Source organism: Campylobacter sp. CFSAN122748 (assembly GCF_045277125.1).
Lineage (GTDB): Bacteria > Campylobacterota > Campylobacteria > Campylobacterales > Campylobacteraceae > Campylobacter_D > Campylobacter_D jejuni.
The window spans coordinates 1,201,796-1,219,188 of the sequence record NZ_CP116953.1; the positions used below are offsets into that span (position 1 = coordinate 1,201,796).

The following is a 17,393-nucleotide window of genomic DNA, read 5'->3' on the forward strand; positions in this document are numbered from 1 at the left end:
CTCGTAAAATTTCTAATAACTCTGGATAAAATGAAAAAATTTATTATTTCCTCTATATGAAGAAAATATAGAAAAATTGACCAATTTAATTTATCAAATTCTGTTATAATTTTGCTAAAAACAAAGGAAAATAATGATTTTTATCGATGCTTGCTTTAAAAAACCTACACCCTACACCCCTATTTGGATGATGCGTCAAGCAGGAAGGTATTTGCCAGAATATATGGAAGTAAGAAAACAAGCGGGTGATTTTCTCTCTTTATGCAAAGACTATAAAAAAGCTTCTGAAGTTTCTTTACAGCCTATTGATATTTTAGATGTAGATGCAGCAATCATTTTTTCAGATATTTTAGTTGTTCCTCTTGAAATGGGTATGAATTTACGTTTTGAAAAAGGAGAAGGGCCTGTTTTTGATAATCCTATTTCAACCCTAGAAGACTTAGAAAAACTTGACGATCAAAATGCGCATAAAAAATTAAATTATGTCTATGATGCCTTAAAGCTTACTAGAGAAAAATTATCTCAAAACAAGGCTTTAATAGGATTTTGCGGAAGCCCTTGGACTATAGCTACCTATATGATAGAAGGAAGTGGAAGTAAAAATTATGCAAAGTGTAAAAAAATGCTTTATCAAAACCCAGAACTTTTACATAAAATTCTAAATAAACTAACTCAAGTTTTAAAACTTTATTTAGAAGAGCAAATTAAAGCAGGTGCCAATGCTATACAAATTTTTGATAGCTGGGCAAGTGCTTTAGAATATGATAAGTTTTTTAAATTCTCTTTTAATTATATGCTTGAAATTTCAAATTTTATTAAAAGCAAATACCCAAATATACCTGTAATTTTATTCCCTAAAGGCATTAGCGGTTATTTGGATAGAATCGATGGTAATTTTGATGTTTTTGGAGTTGATTGGAGCACTCCGCTTGATTTAGCACGTGATAAACTATCGCACAAATACACTCTTCAAGGCAACATGGAACCTTGTAGACTTTATGATAAAAATGCCATCAAAGAAGGAGCTGGAAAAATACTAAAAACCATGCAAAATAAAGCTCATATTTTCAACTTAGGACATGGGATCTTGCCTGATATTCCTGTTGAAAATGCAAAATATTTTATCAAGCTTGTACAAGAAAGTTCAGCTAAATGAAAATACTCTTTGGTCCTGTTAGCTCAAGGCGTTTTGGAAGATCTTTGGGTATAGATTTAAGCCCTAATAAAAAACAATGCAATTTTGATTGTGTTTATTGCGAGCTTGATCCAAAAAAAGCCCAAGAAAAACAGGATGAAATTATCAGCATAGATAAAATTATCTCCGAAGTTAAAGTTATGCTTGAAAAAAATGTTGAATTTGATTTTCTTACCCTTACTGCCAACGGAGAGCCTAGTCTTTATCCTTATTTAAATGAGCTTATTTTATCTTTACGCAGCATTGCTAAAGATAAAAAATTGCTTATTTTAAGCAATGGTACAGCTGTATTAGATGAAGACAAATTTAATGCTTTGCTAAAACTAGATGTGGTCAAATTTAGCCTAGATAGTGCAGTTGCTAAAACTTTTTATCGTATTGATAGAGCTTTAAAAAACATTGACTTAGAAAAAATGATAGAAAAAATGGCAGATTTTAGAGCTAGGTTTAATGGAGATTTGATTATGGAAATTCTAGTTGTTAAAGATCTTAATGACAACGAAGAAGAATTTAAAGCGCTCAATCAAGCTTTAAAAAAAATCATGCCTTTAAGGGTTGATCTAAGCACCATAGATAGACCTCCTGCTTATGCTGTTAAAAAAGTAAGCGAAGAAAAACTTTTAGAACTTTCTAAACTTATAGATTCTACTCCTGTACTCTTAGCCAAAAGACATTATGAAGGTGAAAAACTAAGCTTCAATGAAGAAGAATTATTAAAAATGCTTCATTTGCGCTCACAAAGCGAAATAGACATTGAAGTGAAATTTGATAAACAATCCAAAACTCTCTTAAATCAACTTATCAAAGAAAAAAAGGTAAAAATTCTCGATTTAGCTGGAGTTAAATTTTATAAAGTTTAAGCCTTTGGCAAATACTTTCTAAGTAAAGTTATAAGATCATTTCTACTTACATCACTTAAAACTTCGCTCACACAATCAAAATCCCTAACTTTTTCCTTTGAAAAAAAGATGATATGGCTTTGCGGATGCTGTTTTTTATAAGCACTTAGCAAATTTCTCATTTGCTCAAGATCAAATTTAATTAATTCATAATCAAGTAAAATCAAACGATAAGTCTCCTTGCTTAATTCTTGTTTTAATTGACTAAAAGAATTTATACATATATTTTTATCACATTGTTTTTCTATTATATTAAAAAACAAGGTTGCATCAAAATCATTTTGTTTAAAAAGCAATACATTATTTTGATAAGGGGTTTTAAATTTTAAAGTGCAAACCTTATCAAGCTTGTTTTGCAAAATATTTTCAAGATCTTTTTTTTCAAAAGGTAAAGTTAAAAAATACTCATAATGTGTATTTTTATGCCGACCCATCACTATAAAATCATAATTTTTCTTTACATTTTTATTGAAAATTTTATCCTTGATAAAAATCAAATGAAAGTCATTAACATCAAAACTTAAATTTTTAAAACAAGTGCTTTCTATGCCAAAATACGAAAGTAAATTTGCAAGTAAAAAATTCTCAAGCTCATCATTATTAACTATGGCCACACTTGCTTCAAATTGCAAAACCTTTCCATGAGATGTTCCTATAATGCTTTTATGATGCTCTAAAGCCTCATTTAATTCTAATCTAATTTGATCTTTTTGAGAATTTAAGGCATTTAAAATCAAAGAATTAATTTCTTTATTATACCCTTCATTTAAGCAACGCATTGCATTAGATATATTTACAAGCTGATATAAATTTTCCTCCAATAAATGCAAATATCTATCTTTTTCATGGGATATTTTAGTTAAATTTTGGCTCGTAGTTTCAAATTTTTCCTTTAACAAATCAAGTGCACTATCAACATCAATCTTTTTTTGAAAATTTAAAAAATCATTTTGCATGCAAAAAATTTTTTGATATATTTTGTTTATATTTCTATTTTGCCTAAAAGCAAAAATAAAAAGTGTTAAAGATAAAACAAAAATGCTAGAAAACATACCTATTTTCAGTTGTTCAGTAACACTATCAAGCTTTGAGATATCAATACTTAAATACGCTAAAATTAGATTAAAAATAAAAATTATCCCTGCTAATATCAAATCAATTTTCCTTTATCTTTTGCGCCGCTTTCCTGCCTACAAGCATTGTAAGATCTTTAAAATCAGCCTTATATATAGATTCAAAATTTCCATAATACGCTAAAAGTTTTTGTATAACCCCTGAACTAAGTCCTAAATTTGCAAGCTTAGAACTTTTCAAGTCCTGTTTTTTCTTAGTATTTTGATGAAAGCTAATAGCAAAACGGTGTGCTTCATCTCTTAATTTCTGTAAGAATTGTAGTTTTTTATCGTTAATACTTAGACTAAATTCTCCTTTTAAGGAATGAATTTTATCCTTAGCACCTCCTTTAGCTCTATGTGCTTTTGCATCGATTTTTTCTTTTGAAATAGCTAAAATATCGACATTTGCCCCACTACTTACAATGATTTCTTTAGCCAAATCAAGCAAAGCCTTTCCCCCATCTATAAGCCATAAATCAGGAGGAGGTATTTTATCAAAGTCCAAAGCCCTACGCGTTAAAACTTCACGCATTTGATCATAGTCATTTTTATGTTTTAAATGAAATTTTCTATATTTTGACTTATCCCAAGAATTTATTCTATAAGTTACCATAGCTCCAACATTTGCCACGCCTTGCAAATGAGAATTGTCAAAAATTTCTATATCATTTGGTAAATTTTCAAGCTCAAAATAAAACTTTAATTCTTTTTGTATAGTAAAATCATGATTTTTTTGCTCTTTTTCTATATTTAAAAGGGCATTTTGAAAAGCCAAATCACAAATTCTTCTTTTTTCTCCTATTTTAGGGATTTTAATACTGATTTTTTTATCAAACCTTTGGCTTAAAATTTCTTCCAAAAGCACTCTATCTTCAAATTCTTCATAAACATAAATAACATTTGCAAGCAAAGGAATATCCATGCTAAAATTTTCTAAAATCAGTTGCTTATAAATTTCATTTTTATCCCATTGTATATCATTTTTTATAGGAGTAATCTTAGAATTTGCACTGATAATTTTTCCATTTTGCACCACAAAACGCAAGGTTGAAAGCACGGAATTTTTAAAAGCTAAAGCAAATACTTCAAAATCTTCTAATTTTGCAATATCTATTTCAACCTTAACTTCCAAATCTTTAATCATTGCAATCTGATCTCTTACTTTAGCTGCTTCTTCGTAATTTTCATTTTGTGCTAAAACAAGCATTTGTTTTTCTAAGTTTTTAAGCAAAACACTAGGATTTAAAAGTGCGTGTATAGCCTCATCTAAAATTTCAAGGTATTTTTCTTTGCTGATGAGTTTATCACAAGGCGCAAGACAACGAGAAATTTGATAAAAAATACAAGGGGATTTACAACTTGCTTTTTGCTTTAAAGGATAGTATAAATAAAGCGCATCTAAAAGCTCTCTAGCGCCTTTAAAAAAAGGGCCAAAATATTTAATTTTGCTTTTTTTTACTAATTTTCTAGTGATCTCAAAGCGTGGAAATTCTTCTTCAAAATCCACATAAATATAAGGATAAGTTTTATCATCTCTTAGCAAAATATTATATTTTGGATGCAGTTGTTTGATAAAAGAATTTTCTAAAATCAAAGCATCAGCCTCTGAATTAGTAGCAATAAATTCCAAATGCACTGTTTCTTCAATCATTTTTTGAATTCTTAAAGAATTTCTTGGATTTGCATGTAAATTTGGAGTAAAGGCAAAATAAGATTTGACACGATTTTTAAGATTTTTAGCCTTGCCTACATATAAAAGCTTTCCTTCTTGATTGAAGTATTGATAAACGCCAGTACTATTAGGAAGAGTTTTTAACTCATTTTCTAAATTCTCTTTAGTCAAGATTAGAACCTTTTTTTATAAGCTCTCTTAAATCTTCAAATTTCTTAAATAATTTTTTATCTTTAAAGCAATTTTTAAATTCACCCTTAGAAAGCTCCAAATAAGAATTTTTAGAGAGTTTTTCATCATTTTTGTTTTTATTTGCCGCATAAGTGTATTTTTGAGAAAAGATTTTTATATCTTTTATATCAACAAATCCACTTAAAGGATATTTCTGTCCATATGCTTTTATGAGAAATTTAATATAAATTTTGCTATCATCATGATTTAATTCTTGATAAGCTGCTGGATGTAAGGTTATTATATTTAAAATATGATTTTTTACATAAATTTTAGCAATCAAACGTTGCTTAGCAAGCGGAAAAGAACTTAAAAAATCTTTGCAAAAAAATAAGGTTTTTAAAGGCTTATAATGAGGTTTATCCATCAATTCATTAATAACAGCACTAGCATTTTTAGTCATCTTAATATTATTTCTTTTTCCCATAAGATGATTTTAGCATTTCTTTTCTTAATTTTCTTCTGTGCTTGCGGATATAAAGGCAACCCTCAATACACAAGCTATGAACAAAATGGTTCAGTAAAAACCATTAAAAAATACGAACAATTACATAGGTGGTAAATAATGAAAAAAGCAGATATTTTAGTTTTAGACTTTGGCTCTCAATACACTCAGCTTATAGCAAGACGCTTAAGGGAACAAGGAGTTTATGCAGAAATTTTACCTTTTAATGTAAGCTTAGCTGATATTAAGGCGAAAGAACCAAAAGGTATTATTTTAAGCGGAGGTCCAGCAAGTGTATATGCAACTGATGCGTATTTTTGCGATAAAGGTATATTTGACTTAAATCTACCTGTTCTTGGAATTTGTTATGGTATGCAGCTTATGGCACATCATTACAAAGCTACAGTAGCACCTGCAGGACATAAAGAATACGGCAAAGCAAACATAGAAGTTAAAAAAGATAGCGCTTTATTTAAAAATCTTCCAAAAAAACAAACCGTTTGGATGAGTCATTCTGATAAGGTAGAAAATTTACCTCAAGGTTTTGAAGTTTTAGCCACAAGTGAAAATAGCCCTTTTTGTGTTTTTGGCAACGAAGATAAGAAATTTTTTGCTCTGCAATTTCACCCAGAAGTGCAACACAGTGAATTTGGCAAAAATATCTTAAAAAATTTTGCTAAATACGCTTGTAATTGTGAAAGCGTTTGGAATATGGGTTCTTTTGCAAAAACTCAAGCAGAAAAAATCCGTGAAGAAGTAGGCAATGATAAAGTGCTTTGCGCAGTAAGTGGCGGAGTAGATAGTAGCGTAGTTGCTGCACTTTTAGCCAGTGCTATAAAAGAGCAAGTTATAGTAGTTTTTGTAGACAATGGACTTTTAAGAAGTGGAGAAAAAGAACAAGTTGAATTTATGTTTAAAAATACCTTAGGTATCGATCTTATCAGCATTGATGCAAGTGAAATTTTCCTAAGTCGCTTGGCTAATGTTAGAGATCCTGAGCAAAAAAGAAAAATCATAGGAAATACCTTTATAGAAGTTTTTGAAGAAGAAGCAAAAAAACATAAAGATGTAAAATATCTCGCTCAAGGCACACTTTATACTGATATCATAGAAAGTTCTGTTGTAGGTGCAAGCAAAACCATTAAAAGCCATCATAATGTAGGGGGCTTACCTGAAAAAATGAATCTTAAACTCATAGAGCCTTTAAAAGAAATTTTTAAAGATGAAGTGCGTGCCTTAGGACTTGAGCTTGGACTTAGCAAAGAAGTAGTTTATCGTCATCCTTTCCCTGGGCCAGGTCTTGCTATACGCATTATGGGAGAAGTAAATCGCGCTAGCTTAGAACTATTACGCAAGGCTGATGTAATTTTACTTGAGGAACTTAAAAGTACAGGTTGGTATGATAAAACTTGGCAAGCATTTTGCGTACTTTTAAATGTTAAAAGCGTTGGAGTTATGGGGGATAACCGCACTTATGATAATGCAGTTTGTATACGCGTTGTAGATGCAAGTGATGGTATGACAGCTACCTTCTCGCATTTACCTTACGAAATTTTAGAAAACATAAGTCGCCGTATCATCAATGAAGTAGAAGGTATAAATCGCGTTGTTTATGATATCTCAAGCAAACCACCTGCAACTATAGAATGGGAATAATCCATTTTTTCTAGCTCTTATTTTTAATATAAAATTTTTATAAAAATAAGGCTAGAATTTATTTAAGAAATTTCAAGGAAGAAATATGCATGGAAAAATAGCTATTTATATGGATTCTACAGGACGTGGAACCGTTACAAACTCAGCAAATACCTTTTTTGACTTTAATCGCCAAATTTGGAATGATAAAAAAAGTATGCCAAGTGTTGGTATGCTTGTGGAATTTAGAACTCTTTCTAGCGAAAAAAAAGCAGAAGACGGCAAACTCGTTCAAACAAGCAAAACCATAACAGGTATAAAACCTTCAAAATTTCAAGAATTCAAAGAAGGGGATTTTATCACTGAGCATGATTTTTGGAAAACTGATAATGATGATGAATTAGAAGACTTGCAAAACTCAAGAAGAAGTGCTTATATAACAGAACTCTATAGAACAACAGACTTTGACACTATAGAAAAAATTCCTCTTTCTTTTACTATACCTCAAGCTATACAAAAATATTTTGCCCATGAAATTTTATCCGTAGAAACGCTTCAAGCCAATCTACAAGATGAAAAGGAAATTCCTTGTATACTTGATTATCTTATACTTAAAAGATTTTTATTTAAAGCTTATGATACTTTAATTTTTATGGATAATAGCATAGACCAAACCCAATTTAGCGCATTAAAAAGCATCATGATGCATTTAGAGAATTCGTATAAGCAAATGATAGCTGATCAAAAACCAAATATCACTAAAATTTTTAACGAAACTTTTTTATCTTTGCAGTGTCATTACCAAGCTTTAGTAGCCACCATAGATACAAGAAAAAATCGTCTAGCCTCACTTGAAGCACAAATGAAAACTTTACAATCTGAAATAAATCTTAAAAGCAATGCGACCGATGCAGACCCTGAAAAACTTAAAGCACGACAAGAAAGATTGGCTAAACTACAAAAAGAAGCAGAATACTACAGAACAACACTAAAAAGACTTGATGCTATAAGGGAAGATTTTTATAAGAAAAATTACAATATTTTCGAAAATGCTTTTAAACTTTCACGAGAAAAACTCTTTAAAAAAATTGTCACAGGTTTAAATCTATGTGCAACCATAATGGATGTCAAAATTTGGCACTTATCTTTAAAATCATCAGGGGTTAAAAATTCTTATTTTACTATGAGTAATATAGAAAATTCTTTCTGTTCTCTTTCTTTTGCAGAACATTACTTAAGTCGCTTAAATAAATCCGCTCTAAATCCTTTTGATCAAAAACTTTTAGTGTATATTCAAAAAATCACAAAAGAACAAAGAAAAAAATTTTTAGTTGTCACATCGGATTTAGATTTATTATGCAAATTAAAAATTGAAAACTTTTCACAAAATCCGTATTATTTAGTAAAATACGCACCTAAAAAAGTAAATTATCAATCTTTAATGCGTGATAACACCTTTGATATAGTCTATATTGATGAAAAACATGTTTGGGAAAATGTTGCCGATATTATTTTACAAGGAAAGCATTTTGACAAATCAGGAAAAACCAAATTTAAACTGATTTAAGACATAGAAATTTAAGCTAAATTAAGTTATAATTTCCTTGCCTAAACAGTTTGTAGTATTTAAAGTGATCCAACACATTTTTATTAACTGCGATTGTGTGATTTACCGTGTTCTGTGGCGTCGTTTGAGCTTTGAAAAAAGCGAGAAGTTGCAGCCTTTAAAAATTACCTAGCGGTTTTCTTTGACTTTTTGGGGTCAATCTTTGTTAAACGACTGTTTGGGTTTAAAAGGAGATATAAATGAAAATAATGATTTTGGGTAGTGGTGCAAGAGAATATTCTATTGCTTTAGCCTTAAGAAGAGTAGACAAAAATTTAGAGTTTTATTTTGCTCCTGGAAATGGCGCTACCGAAAGTCTTGGAACAAATTTAAACCTAAAAGATCCAGTAGTTTTAGCAACCTATGCAAAAGAAAAAGGTTTTGATCTTTGTATAGTAGGAAGTGAAAGTTTTTTAGCTGAAGGGGTTGTAGATATTTTTAAACAACAAGGACTTGCTATTTTTGGGCCAAGTAAAGCTGCTGCAATGCTTGAAACCTCAAAATCTTTTATGAAAAGCTTTCTTAAAAAATACCGTATCAAAACAGCCAAATTTTTAAACACAAATGACATTGAAAAAGCAAAAAATTTTATATATAGTTTAACCCCTCCTATAGTAGTAAAAGCCGATGGACTTTGCGCAGGAAAAGGTGTTATCATAGCTAAAACTCATGAAGAAGCCATAGAAGAAACAGCTAAAATGCTGAGCGGAGAAAGCTTTGGAGATGCTGGAAAACTCGTTGTAATTGAAGAATTTTTAGATGGTTATGAATTAAGCATTTTTGCAGTATGTGATGGCAATGATTTTGTTTTACTTCCTGCAGCACAAGATCACAAAAAATTACTCGATAATGATCAAGGACCAAATACTGGTGGAATGGGTGCTTACGCTCCTAGCTCTTTGGCGAATGAAAGCTTGCTTAGAAAAGTTCAAAAAGATATTATTTTACCAACTTTAGCAGGTATGAAAAAAGAAGGAGCGGAATTTTGTGGTGTTTTATTTATAGGTGCTATGATCGTTGGAAATAAACCTTACGTATTAGAATTTAACGTTCGCTTTGGCGATCCTGAATGTGAAGTTTTAATGCCTTTAATCGAAGATCCTTTAGAGCTTATTTTAGCTGCTACTCAAAGACGCTTAAGACACTCAAAAATCAAAATCAAAAAAGAATTTGCAGTAGGGGTTGTATGCGCAAGTGAAAACTATCCTTACAAAAGTTCACCAAAAAGTGAAATTACTGTAAATAACATTCCTGAAAACTCTCATATTTCTTATGCTGGAGTAAGCCTAGAAGATGGCAAATTAATGGCTGATGGTGGAAGAGTTTTAGTTTGCGTTGGCACAGGAAAAAGTATAGAAGAAGCGCAAAAAAATGCTTATAAACTTTGTGATAATGTAAATTTCAAAGGAAAACAATACAGAAAAGACATCGCTCATCAGGTTCTGAAATGAAAGAAAATTTACAAGACCGCTTAGAGCGTGAAAATCTAAAAATAGCAAGTTTTGGAAAAAGAGTTCTAGCTTTTTTAATCGATGATATGGTTATTTCTTTGATTGTGTTTATCATTTTTTATGATCGTCTAATCCAAGCAAAAGATTTATTTGAAACAACTCAAATTGTAGGAAATTTTTACCTTGGCTTCATCTTGCTTCATTTTAGTTATCAAGCAATTTTTACTTATCTTTATGGGGCAAGTTTGGGAAAAATATTATGCAAAATTATCATCTTGGATGAAAATCTTCTTGATAAACCCAATCTCATTCAAAGTTGCATCAGGTCTGCCGTAAGACAAGTTAGTGCTATGGCGTTTATGCTTGGATTTGCTTGGGCTTTAAGCAATGATTTACGCAAAGCTTGGGAGGATTATCTAGCAAGGACAATAGTAGTCGATGTGGCGTAAATTTTCCCTATTGCTAGGAACTAGCATAGCTTTAAATGCAGCACAAGTTGATATTTACGCTCTTGATGCAAAAAAAGAAGGTGATATTCTTACTGCGAACAATGATGTTATTATTTTTTCTGATTTTTATTTCATCACTGCCAATAAAGCAATTTACAATGAAAAAACCGGAGATGTTGAGCTTTTTGGCGATGTTAACATCCTAAGGGGACAAAACGAAAGATCACATTCTGATTATGCTAAAATCAACCTAAATTCCAATCAAGCCGATTTTAGTAATTTTTTCTTTTCCAATAACAATCTTGAAGTATGGTTTCAAAGCAAAACAAGCCATCTAAATGATAAAGTCTTTGAAAGCAAAGTTTCAGCAGTTTCAAGCTGCAATGTTGAAGATCCTGATTGGGAAATTCGTTTTTCAAAAGGCTGGCTTAACCGGGAAACCAATTTTGTTCATCTTTACAATGCAAGATTATATGTTAAAAATACCCCAGTTTTTTATCTACCTTATTTTGGATTTAGCGCTGATACTCATAGACAAAGCGGGCTTTTAATCCCAAAAATCGTTTTAAAAAGTAGCGAAGGCTTATACTATGAACAACCTATTTATATAGCCACTCAAGAAAATTGGGATTTAGAACTTGATCCACAAATTCGAACAAACCGTGGTTTTGGACTTTATTCTACTTTAAGATTTCTTGATTCTCCATATTCAACAGGAGAATTAAATTTTGGTGCTTTTAGGGAAAATAGCTCCTATTTTCACGATGAAAATTTGAAAAATCAAACCCACTATGGAATAGAACTAAAATACTCAAGAGATGATTTAATCAAATCTTTACTCAGTGATAATTTTCAAGAAGGTCTATGGATAGATGCAACCTATCTCAACGATGTGGATTATTTAAATTTAGGAAGTAGGGATTATCGAGATCTTAACTCGCTTGTAACCTCCAAAATCAATTATTTTTTAGCTGATGAAAACAATTTTTACGGAGCTTATGCAAGATATTATATCGACACATCTAAACTTAGCAACAATACAACCTTACAAGAATATCCAAGCTTTCAATATCATAGATTTTTAAATAACCTTTTTGATGAACGCTTGCGTTATTCATTTGATGCTTCATTTCATAATTTTTACCGACCTGCTGGTTCTTATGCAAATGAGCTAAATTTAGACTTGCCTATCTCGTATCACAACGCTTTTTTTGGAGACTTTTTACACTTTACTTTTACAGAAAGATTTTATGCTTCTTTTATAAATTATAGCAACAATCCCGAAAGAAACCATGAGCATTATTTCAGAAACACTCATGATTTTAATCTCTACACCGATCTTTCAAAAGCTTATGGAAATTTCTTTCATACTTTAAATTTAGGGGTGAATTACATTTTGCCAGGAGCAAAATCAGGTAAAATCACGCAAGATTATCTTGAAGAATACGACAAAGAAAACGAACATACAAGTCTTTATGCTGTGCAATATTTCTATAACAACGAAGGACAAAAAAAACTCAAACACAGAATTTCGCTTGACTATCTCAATAAACAAAATGAATTCTATGAACTTGAAAATCTTTTAACTTATTATTTTAATGAAAACATCAATCTCAACAGCGAAGTGCTTTACTCTTATGAACAAAGTCGCTTTACCAATGTCATCAGCCAAATAGAAGTCAATACAAATTCAAAATTTAATTGGATGTTTTCTCATGCTTATCAAAACGATGAGTATGGAAAATATAGCTTTATTGGTACAAGAGCAAATTATATTGCCACACCTAATTACAATTTATTTGGTGGAATTTGGTTTGATACTCAAAGAGCTCATGCAAACATGTGGGAACTTGGCTATACCTACCAAAGAAAATGTTGGAACTATTCTTTAATGTATAGAGAAAGAATCGATCCACAACTCACAAGTGGTGGTATCACAGCTAAAAATCAAAGCGGAGTTTATTTTATTTTCAACTTCTATCCTTTAGGAGGAGTAAAATACGATTTCTCTTTAACAGAAAGTGAAAACAAAATTTAAAAAGGATGAAATTTGCTAAATATTTTAAAAAATTTTACGAATTTATTATCTGGTAAAAAAGGAAAAATAATGCAATACAGCATAGAAATTAACAAAAATACAGAAATATTTAATATAGACAAAGTCGCCAAACAAGCTGCCGGTGCTGTTTTAATGAGACAAGGCAAAAGCGTTGTTCTAGCTACAGTTGCAAGAGAAGAAAAACAAGTTGAAGAAGATTTTTTACCTCTAACCGTCCAATACATCGAAAAGGCTTATGCTGCAGGAAAAATCCCTGGTGGTTATGTCAAAAGAGAAACCAAGCCAAACGATGCAGAAACCTTAACAGCACGCATTATTGATAGAAGCTTACGCCCTCTTTTTCCAAAAGGCTATGCTTATCCGACTCAAATCGTTGTGATGGTTCTCTCAGCTGATCCTAAAGTAGATTTGCAAGTAATGAGCTTAAATGCCGCAAGCGTGGCACTTTATCTTAGTGATATACCTATGAAAGCTCCAGTATGTGGTGTGCGTATAGGAAAGATAGATGGAAATTTCATACTTAATCCAAACAATGAAGAGCTTCAAAATAGCACCCTAGATCTCTATGTAGCAGGTGTAAAAGATGAGCTTTTGATGATAGAAATGAGAGCCTTACCTGATCAAAAAGAAAATGAAATCTTTATCGAAGCTCCTTATGCTGATGTTTTAACTCAAACCACTTCACAAAATATGAATGAACTTAGCGAAGATGAAATTTTAGAAGCTCTAAATTTAGCTCAAAAAGCTATATTAAATGGTTCAAATGCTTATGAAGAAGCCTTTAGCAAACACAAAAAAAATTCTCAAATCGAACTAAAAAATGAGATTGAATATCCTGAAATTTTAGCTTTTATAGAAAATAATTTCCAAAAACAAATCAAAGAAGCCATCAACCAAATGGCAAAAAGCGAAAGAGCAAGCGAACTAAATAAAATCGCTAAAGAAATTTCAAATCTTGAAATCGCTAAAGACTGGAGTGAAGAAAGTGTCTTAAATACCTTAGCTAAAGTCAAACGCAAACTTATTCGTGAGCAAATTTTAAATGAAGGCAAAAGAGCTGATGGTAGAAGTTTAAACGAAGTGCGTCCTATTAATATAGAAACCAACATCTTACCAAACGCTCATGGTTCTTGTCTTTTCACTCGTGGACAAACTCAAGCCCTAGTGGTTGCAACCTTAGGCGGAGAAAACGATGCTCAAATGATAGACTTGCTTACAGAAAAAAATCCTATAAGCGAACGCTTTATGGTAAATTATAATTTTCCAGGTTTTTCAGTAGGCGAAGCAAGTCCTATCAAAGCTCCAGGAAGAAGAGAACTAGGACATGGAAATTTAGCCAAAAGAGCACTTTATCCAAGTGTGGATGAAAACTATCCTTATGTAATCCGCTTAGTCAGTGAAATTTTAGAAAGCAATGGCTCAAGTTCTATGGCAACGGTTTGCGGCGGATCTTTAGCCTTAAAAGCAGCAGGAGTGCCAAGCTTAAAACTTGTTGCAGGAGTAGCCATGGGGCTTATCTTTGAAGATAACAAGTATGCTGTTTTAACAGATATCATGGGACTTGAAGATCATGATGGGGATATGGACTTTAAAGTAGCAGGAAGCAAAGACGGCGTTACTGCTCTTCAAATGGATATAAAACTAGGTGGAATCGATCAAGAAACACTAAAACAAGCTTTATACCAAGCCAAAGAAGGAAGAATTCACATTCTAAATATCATGGAAGAAGCCGCCAAAAAAATCATAGTCAATGAAGAAGTTTTACCTAAACTTGAGCTTTTTAGCGTTGATCCTTCAAAAATCGTTGATATTATAGGACAAGCCGGAAAAACCATCAAAGAAATCGTAGAAAAATTTGGCGTTTCTATAGACTTAGATCGCGAAAAAGGTGAAGTAAAAATAGCAGGTAGTCAAAATGAGCAAATCAAAGCCGCAAAAGACTACATCATAAACATCACAAGCTCTCAAAAAGGAACTAAAAAAGGCTCTAAAGACAAAGATATATCAGGCTTTGAACTTGGGCAAGAATTTCAAGGTATTGTTAAAAAAATCGCTCCTTTTGGAGCCTTTGTGGAACTTAAAAATGGTGTTGATGGTTTATTGCATAGTTCAAAAAGCAAGCATCTTAATTTAAGCGAAAACCAAAGCTTAAAAGTTAAAATCAGCGAAATTAAAAACGGAAAAATTTCTGTGGATTTGTGTGAGTGAGTGAATTTCTAACTCATCCTTTTGAGCCTTTTTTTGACAAAGATTCTAAAATCTTAATTTTAGGATCTTTTCCTTCGGTAAAATCAAGACAAGATGGCTTTTATTATCAACACCCAAGAAATCGTTTTTGGCCTATACTAGAAACACTTTTTGATGTAAGATTAGAAAATATCACAGAACAACAAGCCTTTTTAAGAAAAAAACATATCGCTCTTTGGGATGTACTTCAAAGTTGCAAGATAAAAAATTCAGATGATAAAACTATAAGTTATGCAAAAGCCAATGATTTAAGCCCGATCCTTTCTCAAACCAAAATCCAAGCCATTTTTACTACTGGACAAAGTGCTTATAAAATTTTTTATTAAATTCCACCCCCGCTTAAAAGCCATAGCCCTACCCTCAACTTCTCCTGCAAATTTAAATTTTTCTTTTGAACAGCTTTTACAAAACTATGAAATAATCAAAAAATTTACAAAATAACAAACTAAGCATTACCCCCCCCCCCAAGTAAAACAAGAAAAAAGCTATTTAATATCTAGCTTTTGCGTGTTATCCTTGAATTCAAATTCCACTCTCTTAGCTCCAAAACCTTTAGCAATAGCTTCTAAAGTATCCTTAGCACTTTTATGAATTTTGCTTTCTAAATTTTGGATAAGATTTAAAGACAAGTCTTTAACCTCATCTTTGGCTTCTTTTATGAGTTTGTTTTTATCACTTTCGCTAAAACTAATCCCCGTACTATTGATAGAATCAGGCAGTAAAAAAGGTAAAAATTTAGCATTTTTTTCATCATAAAATTTCATATCTATGATGCTGTGTTTGTATCTACACTCTGGCATGATGATCTTATAAGCATCGTCCCCTAAAGGCAAAATATCAAAGTTTTTATCCCTTAAATCATACAAGAAAGTGATCTCAAATTCAAAAATCAAAGCAATCTGTCTTTCACTTAAAGACCATCCTAAAAGATTTTTCCAAATTCCATTAAAAGCACTATCTTTTTTAGTGACAATCTCTTTACTAAAAACTTGAAAAACACTTAATTCTCCTATGGATTTAAGCTGCATGATATCGCTAAAACTTTGCGTACTTTTTTCTTCTATTTTAGGGCTTTTATACTGCCTAAAAAGCACTACAAACAAAAGCACAAGCAAAATCATCACTAAAACAAATAAAATCATTTCCATTTTAAACCTTTCTAAATTTATAAACCTTGATTTGAAAAGATATATTTTTTCTCAAACGCCAAGAAAATAAAAGCATTAATGATAAAAATCAAACACACAAAAGTAAAAACAAATTCCACGCTAAAATGTGAAGCCATAATCCCTCCGCCAAAAGCTCCACAAAAATTTCCCAAAAATTGACAAGTTTGATTAAAACCAAAAATCACACTTAAATTTTTAGCACTCGCACTTTTTTTAAGCAAGGCATTCACACAAGGCAAAAGCCCTCCAAGTCCTACACCTATAAGTAAACGCACGAAAATAAGCGTATAAACATTACTTACTACAGCCTGCAAATAAAAGCAAATTCCACAAAATATCAAAGCTCCAAAAATAATCTTACTAGGCCCTATCTTATCGGCGATTTTTCCAAGTTTTGGTGCGAAAAAAAGATTGCTAATCCCACTTGCAGCCACTACTATACCCGCCCAAAGAGCCAAATTTCCACCTTGATGAATTTGCTCAACATAGATACTTAAAATCGGCATCACTCCAAAAGTACCAAATTGTATCACAAAAGTAGTGATAAAAAGAACGATAATAAGGGTTTTGTTTTCTTTCACTTTTTGAGTATTTTTCTTCGCCTCTTTTTGAATTTTTCTCTCATGGATGAAAAAATAAATCGTCACAAAAGAACAAGCGATCAAAAAAGCCACCATATCAAAAACCGTACTAATACTAAAAAATTCAGCCACAAAGCCACCAAACAAAGGCCCAAGCAAACTTCCACTTATAGAAGCCGTAGAAAGAGTTCCTAAAGCATAAGCCACTTTTTCTTTAGGTGCTATCACAGCGATAAACACAACAGCAGCAGAAGTAAAACCCGAAATTATCCCTGTTAAACCCCGCACAAAAACTACTTCTAAAGCACTATGAGCAAAGCTAAGCCATAAGGTTAAAACCGACATCCCAAAACTTGCACGAAGAAGCATATTTTTATAACCATACTTTGCACCCAAAAAAGCCCACAAAGGTGAAAAAACAGCCATAAAAAGTGGAGTGATCCCAAAAGCAAGCCCTGAGTAAAACGCTATTTCACTCGTATCAACATGTCCTAGTTCTTTGATATAAAAAGGCAAAATCGGAGCGATTTGACTAAGCCCCATACTTGTGGTAAAAACACCAAACCAACACACAAGCAAAGTTCTATTGAAATTTTCCATGGATTTATTGTATGATATTTTTTATAATTTTTAATTAAA

General features: G+C 31.6%; 13 protein-coding genes and 1 pseudogene. 9 read left to right on the forward strand and 5 right to left on the reverse strand.

Going from position 1 to position 17,393, the window contains the following annotated elements; genetic code table 11:
• Positions 1-133 precede the first annotated feature (133 nt).
• Both hemE and OT390_RS06340 read left to right on the forward strand, forming a co-directional pair.
• Positions 134-1,156 carry a uroporphyrinogen decarboxylase gene (hemE, locus tag OT390_RS06335; RefSeq protein WP_002884375.1) on the forward strand — a complete coding sequence of 341 codons (1,023 nt, stop codon included), beginning with the start codon at positions 134-136 and terminating at the stop codon, positions 1,154-1,156.
• On the forward strand, positions 1,153-2,055 hold the full coding sequence (locus OT390_RS06340; protein ID WP_002884374.1) for a radical SAM protein: 903 nt from the start codon (positions 1,153-1,155) through the stop codon (positions 2,053-2,055). Before hemE ends, OT390_RS06340 begins: the two co-directional genes overlap by 4 nt.
• Here the strand turns inward: OT390_RS06340 and OT390_RS06345 are convergent.
• The 3 genes from OT390_RS06345 to OT390_RS06355 are packed head-to-tail and all read right to left on the reverse strand — an operon-like array spanning position 2,052 to position 5,539.
• Positions 2,052-3,248 carry a hypothetical protein gene (locus tag OT390_RS06345; protein ID WP_002854153.1) on the reverse strand — a complete coding sequence of 399 codons (1,197 nt, stop codon included), beginning with the start codon at positions 3,246-3,248 and terminating at the stop codon, positions 2,052-2,054. The genes OT390_RS06340 and OT390_RS06345 overlap by 4 nt on opposite strands.
• A 1-nt stretch (position 3,249) precedes the next feature.
• Positions 3,250-5,052, reverse strand: coding sequence for an excinuclease ABC subunit UvrC (gene uvrC, locus OT390_RS06350; protein ID WP_002884371.1), 1,803 nt, complete (start codon positions 5,050-5,052; stop codon positions 3,250-3,252).
• Positions 5,045-5,539: a hypothetical protein gene (locus tag OT390_RS06355; RefSeq protein WP_002859309.1), complete on the reverse strand. Its 495-nt coding sequence runs from the start codon at positions 5,537-5,539 to the stop codon at positions 5,045-5,047. The genes uvrC and OT390_RS06355 overlap by 8 nt, the downstream gene beginning before the upstream one ends.
• Before the next feature lie 138 nt (positions 5,540-5,677).
• Here OT390_RS06355 and guaA point away from each other — a divergent pair, with 138 nt between their 5' ends.
• The 7 genes and pseudogenes from guaA (at position 5,678) to OT390_RS06390 (ending at position 15,445) form a co-directional block, all read left to right on the forward strand.
• Positions 5,678-7,213 (forward strand): glutamine-hydrolyzing GMP synthase, encoded by a 1,536-nt coding sequence (gene guaA / locus OT390_RS06360; RefSeq protein ID WP_032586728.1) that lies wholly within the window; start codon positions 5,678-5,680, stop codon positions 7,211-7,213.
• 85 nt (positions 7,214-7,298) lie between these two features.
• Positions 7,299-8,759 (forward strand): hypothetical protein, encoded by a 1,461-nt coding sequence (locus tag OT390_RS06365; protein ID WP_002898452.1) that lies wholly within the window; start codon positions 7,299-7,301, stop codon positions 8,757-8,759.
• A gap of 239 nt (positions 8,760-8,998) precedes the next feature.
• Positions 8,999-10,249, forward strand: coding sequence for a phosphoribosylamine--glycine ligase (purD, locus tag OT390_RS06370; RefSeq protein ID WP_002853212.1), 1,251 nt, complete (start codon positions 8,999-9,001; stop codon positions 10,247-10,249).
• Positions 10,246-10,698, forward strand: coding sequence for an RDD family protein (locus tag OT390_RS06375; protein WP_002853161.1), 453 nt, complete (start codon positions 10,246-10,248; stop codon positions 10,696-10,698). Before purD ends, OT390_RS06375 begins: the two co-directional genes overlap by 4 nt.
• On the forward strand, positions 10,688-12,736 hold the full coding sequence (locus tag OT390_RS06380; RefSeq protein ID WP_394535908.1) for an LPS-assembly protein LptD: 2,049 nt from the start codon (positions 10,688-10,690) through the stop codon (positions 12,734-12,736). Before OT390_RS06375 ends, OT390_RS06380 begins: the two co-directional genes overlap by 11 nt.
• A 69-nt stretch (positions 12,737-12,805) precedes the next feature.
• Positions 12,806-14,965: a polyribonucleotide nucleotidyltransferase gene (locus tag OT390_RS06385; protein WP_032586771.1), complete on the forward strand. Its 2,160-nt coding sequence runs from the start codon at positions 12,806-12,808 to the stop codon at positions 14,963-14,965.
• A pseudogene (locus OT390_RS06390) lies at positions 14,962-15,445 on the forward strand (DNA-deoxyinosine glycosylase). The gene OT390_RS06385 and the pseudogene OT390_RS06390 overlap by 4 nt, the downstream one beginning before the upstream one ends.
• 44 nt (positions 15,446-15,489) lie before the next feature.
• Here the strand turns inward: OT390_RS06390 and OT390_RS06395 are convergent.
• Together OT390_RS06395 and OT390_RS06400 are read right to left on the reverse strand one after the other, a co-directional pair.
• The gene (locus OT390_RS06395) at positions 15,490-16,152 is read right to left on the reverse strand and encodes a DUF4230 domain-containing protein (protein ID WP_002875861.1); all 663 of its coding nucleotides are present in this window, start codon (positions 16,150-16,152) and stop codon (positions 15,490-15,492) included.
• A 17-nt stretch (positions 16,153-16,169) separates the two neighbouring features.
• The gene (locus OT390_RS06400; RefSeq protein ID WP_032586734.1) at positions 16,170-17,354 is read right to left on the reverse strand and encodes an MFS transporter; all 1,185 of its coding nucleotides are present in this window, start codon (positions 17,352-17,354) and stop codon (positions 16,170-16,172) included.
• Between the last annotated feature and the right edge of the window lie 39 nt (positions 17,355-17,393).

Bases quoted from the DNA above. Each gene is read 5' to 3' on its own strand.
- hemE (WP_002884375.1), top strand. From the start codon at position 134: ATGATTTTTATCGATGCTTGCTTTAAAAAACCTACACCCTACACCCCT.
- OT390_RS06340 (WP_002884374.1), top strand. From the start codon at position 1,153: ATGAAAATACTCTTTGGTCCTGTTAGCTCAAGGCGTTTTGGAAGATCT.
- OT390_RS06355 (WP_002859309.1), bottom strand. From the start codon at position 5,539: ATGGGAAAAAGAAATAATATTAAGATGACTAAAAATGCTAGTGCTGTT.
- guaA (WP_032586728.1), top strand. From the start codon at position 5,678: ATGAAAAAAGCAGATATTTTAGTTTTAGACTTTGGCTCTCAATACACT.
- OT390_RS06365 (WP_002898452.1), top strand. From the start codon at position 7,299: ATGCATGGAAAAATAGCTATTTATATGGATTCTACAGGACGTGGAACC.
- purD (WP_002853212.1), top strand. From the start codon at position 8,999: ATGAAAATAATGATTTTGGGTAGTGGTGCAAGAGAATATTCTATTGCT.
- OT390_RS06375 (WP_002853161.1), top strand. From the start codon at position 10,246: ATGAAAGAAAATTTACAAGACCGCTTAGAGCGTGAAAATCTAAAAATA.
- OT390_RS06380 (WP_394535908.1), top strand. From the start codon at position 10,688: ATGTGGCGTAAATTTTCCCTATTGCTAGGAACTAGCATAGCTTTAAAT.
- OT390_RS06385 (WP_032586771.1), top strand. From the start codon at position 12,806: ATGCAATACAGCATAGAAATTAACAAAAATACAGAAATATTTAATATA.
- OT390_RS06395 (WP_002875861.1), bottom strand. From the start codon at position 16,152: ATGGAAATGATTTTATTTGTTTTAGTGATGATTTTGCTTGTGCTTTTG.
- OT390_RS06400 (WP_032586734.1), bottom strand. From the start codon at position 17,354: ATGGAAAATTTCAATAGAACTTTGCTTGTGTGTTGGTTTGGTGTTTTT.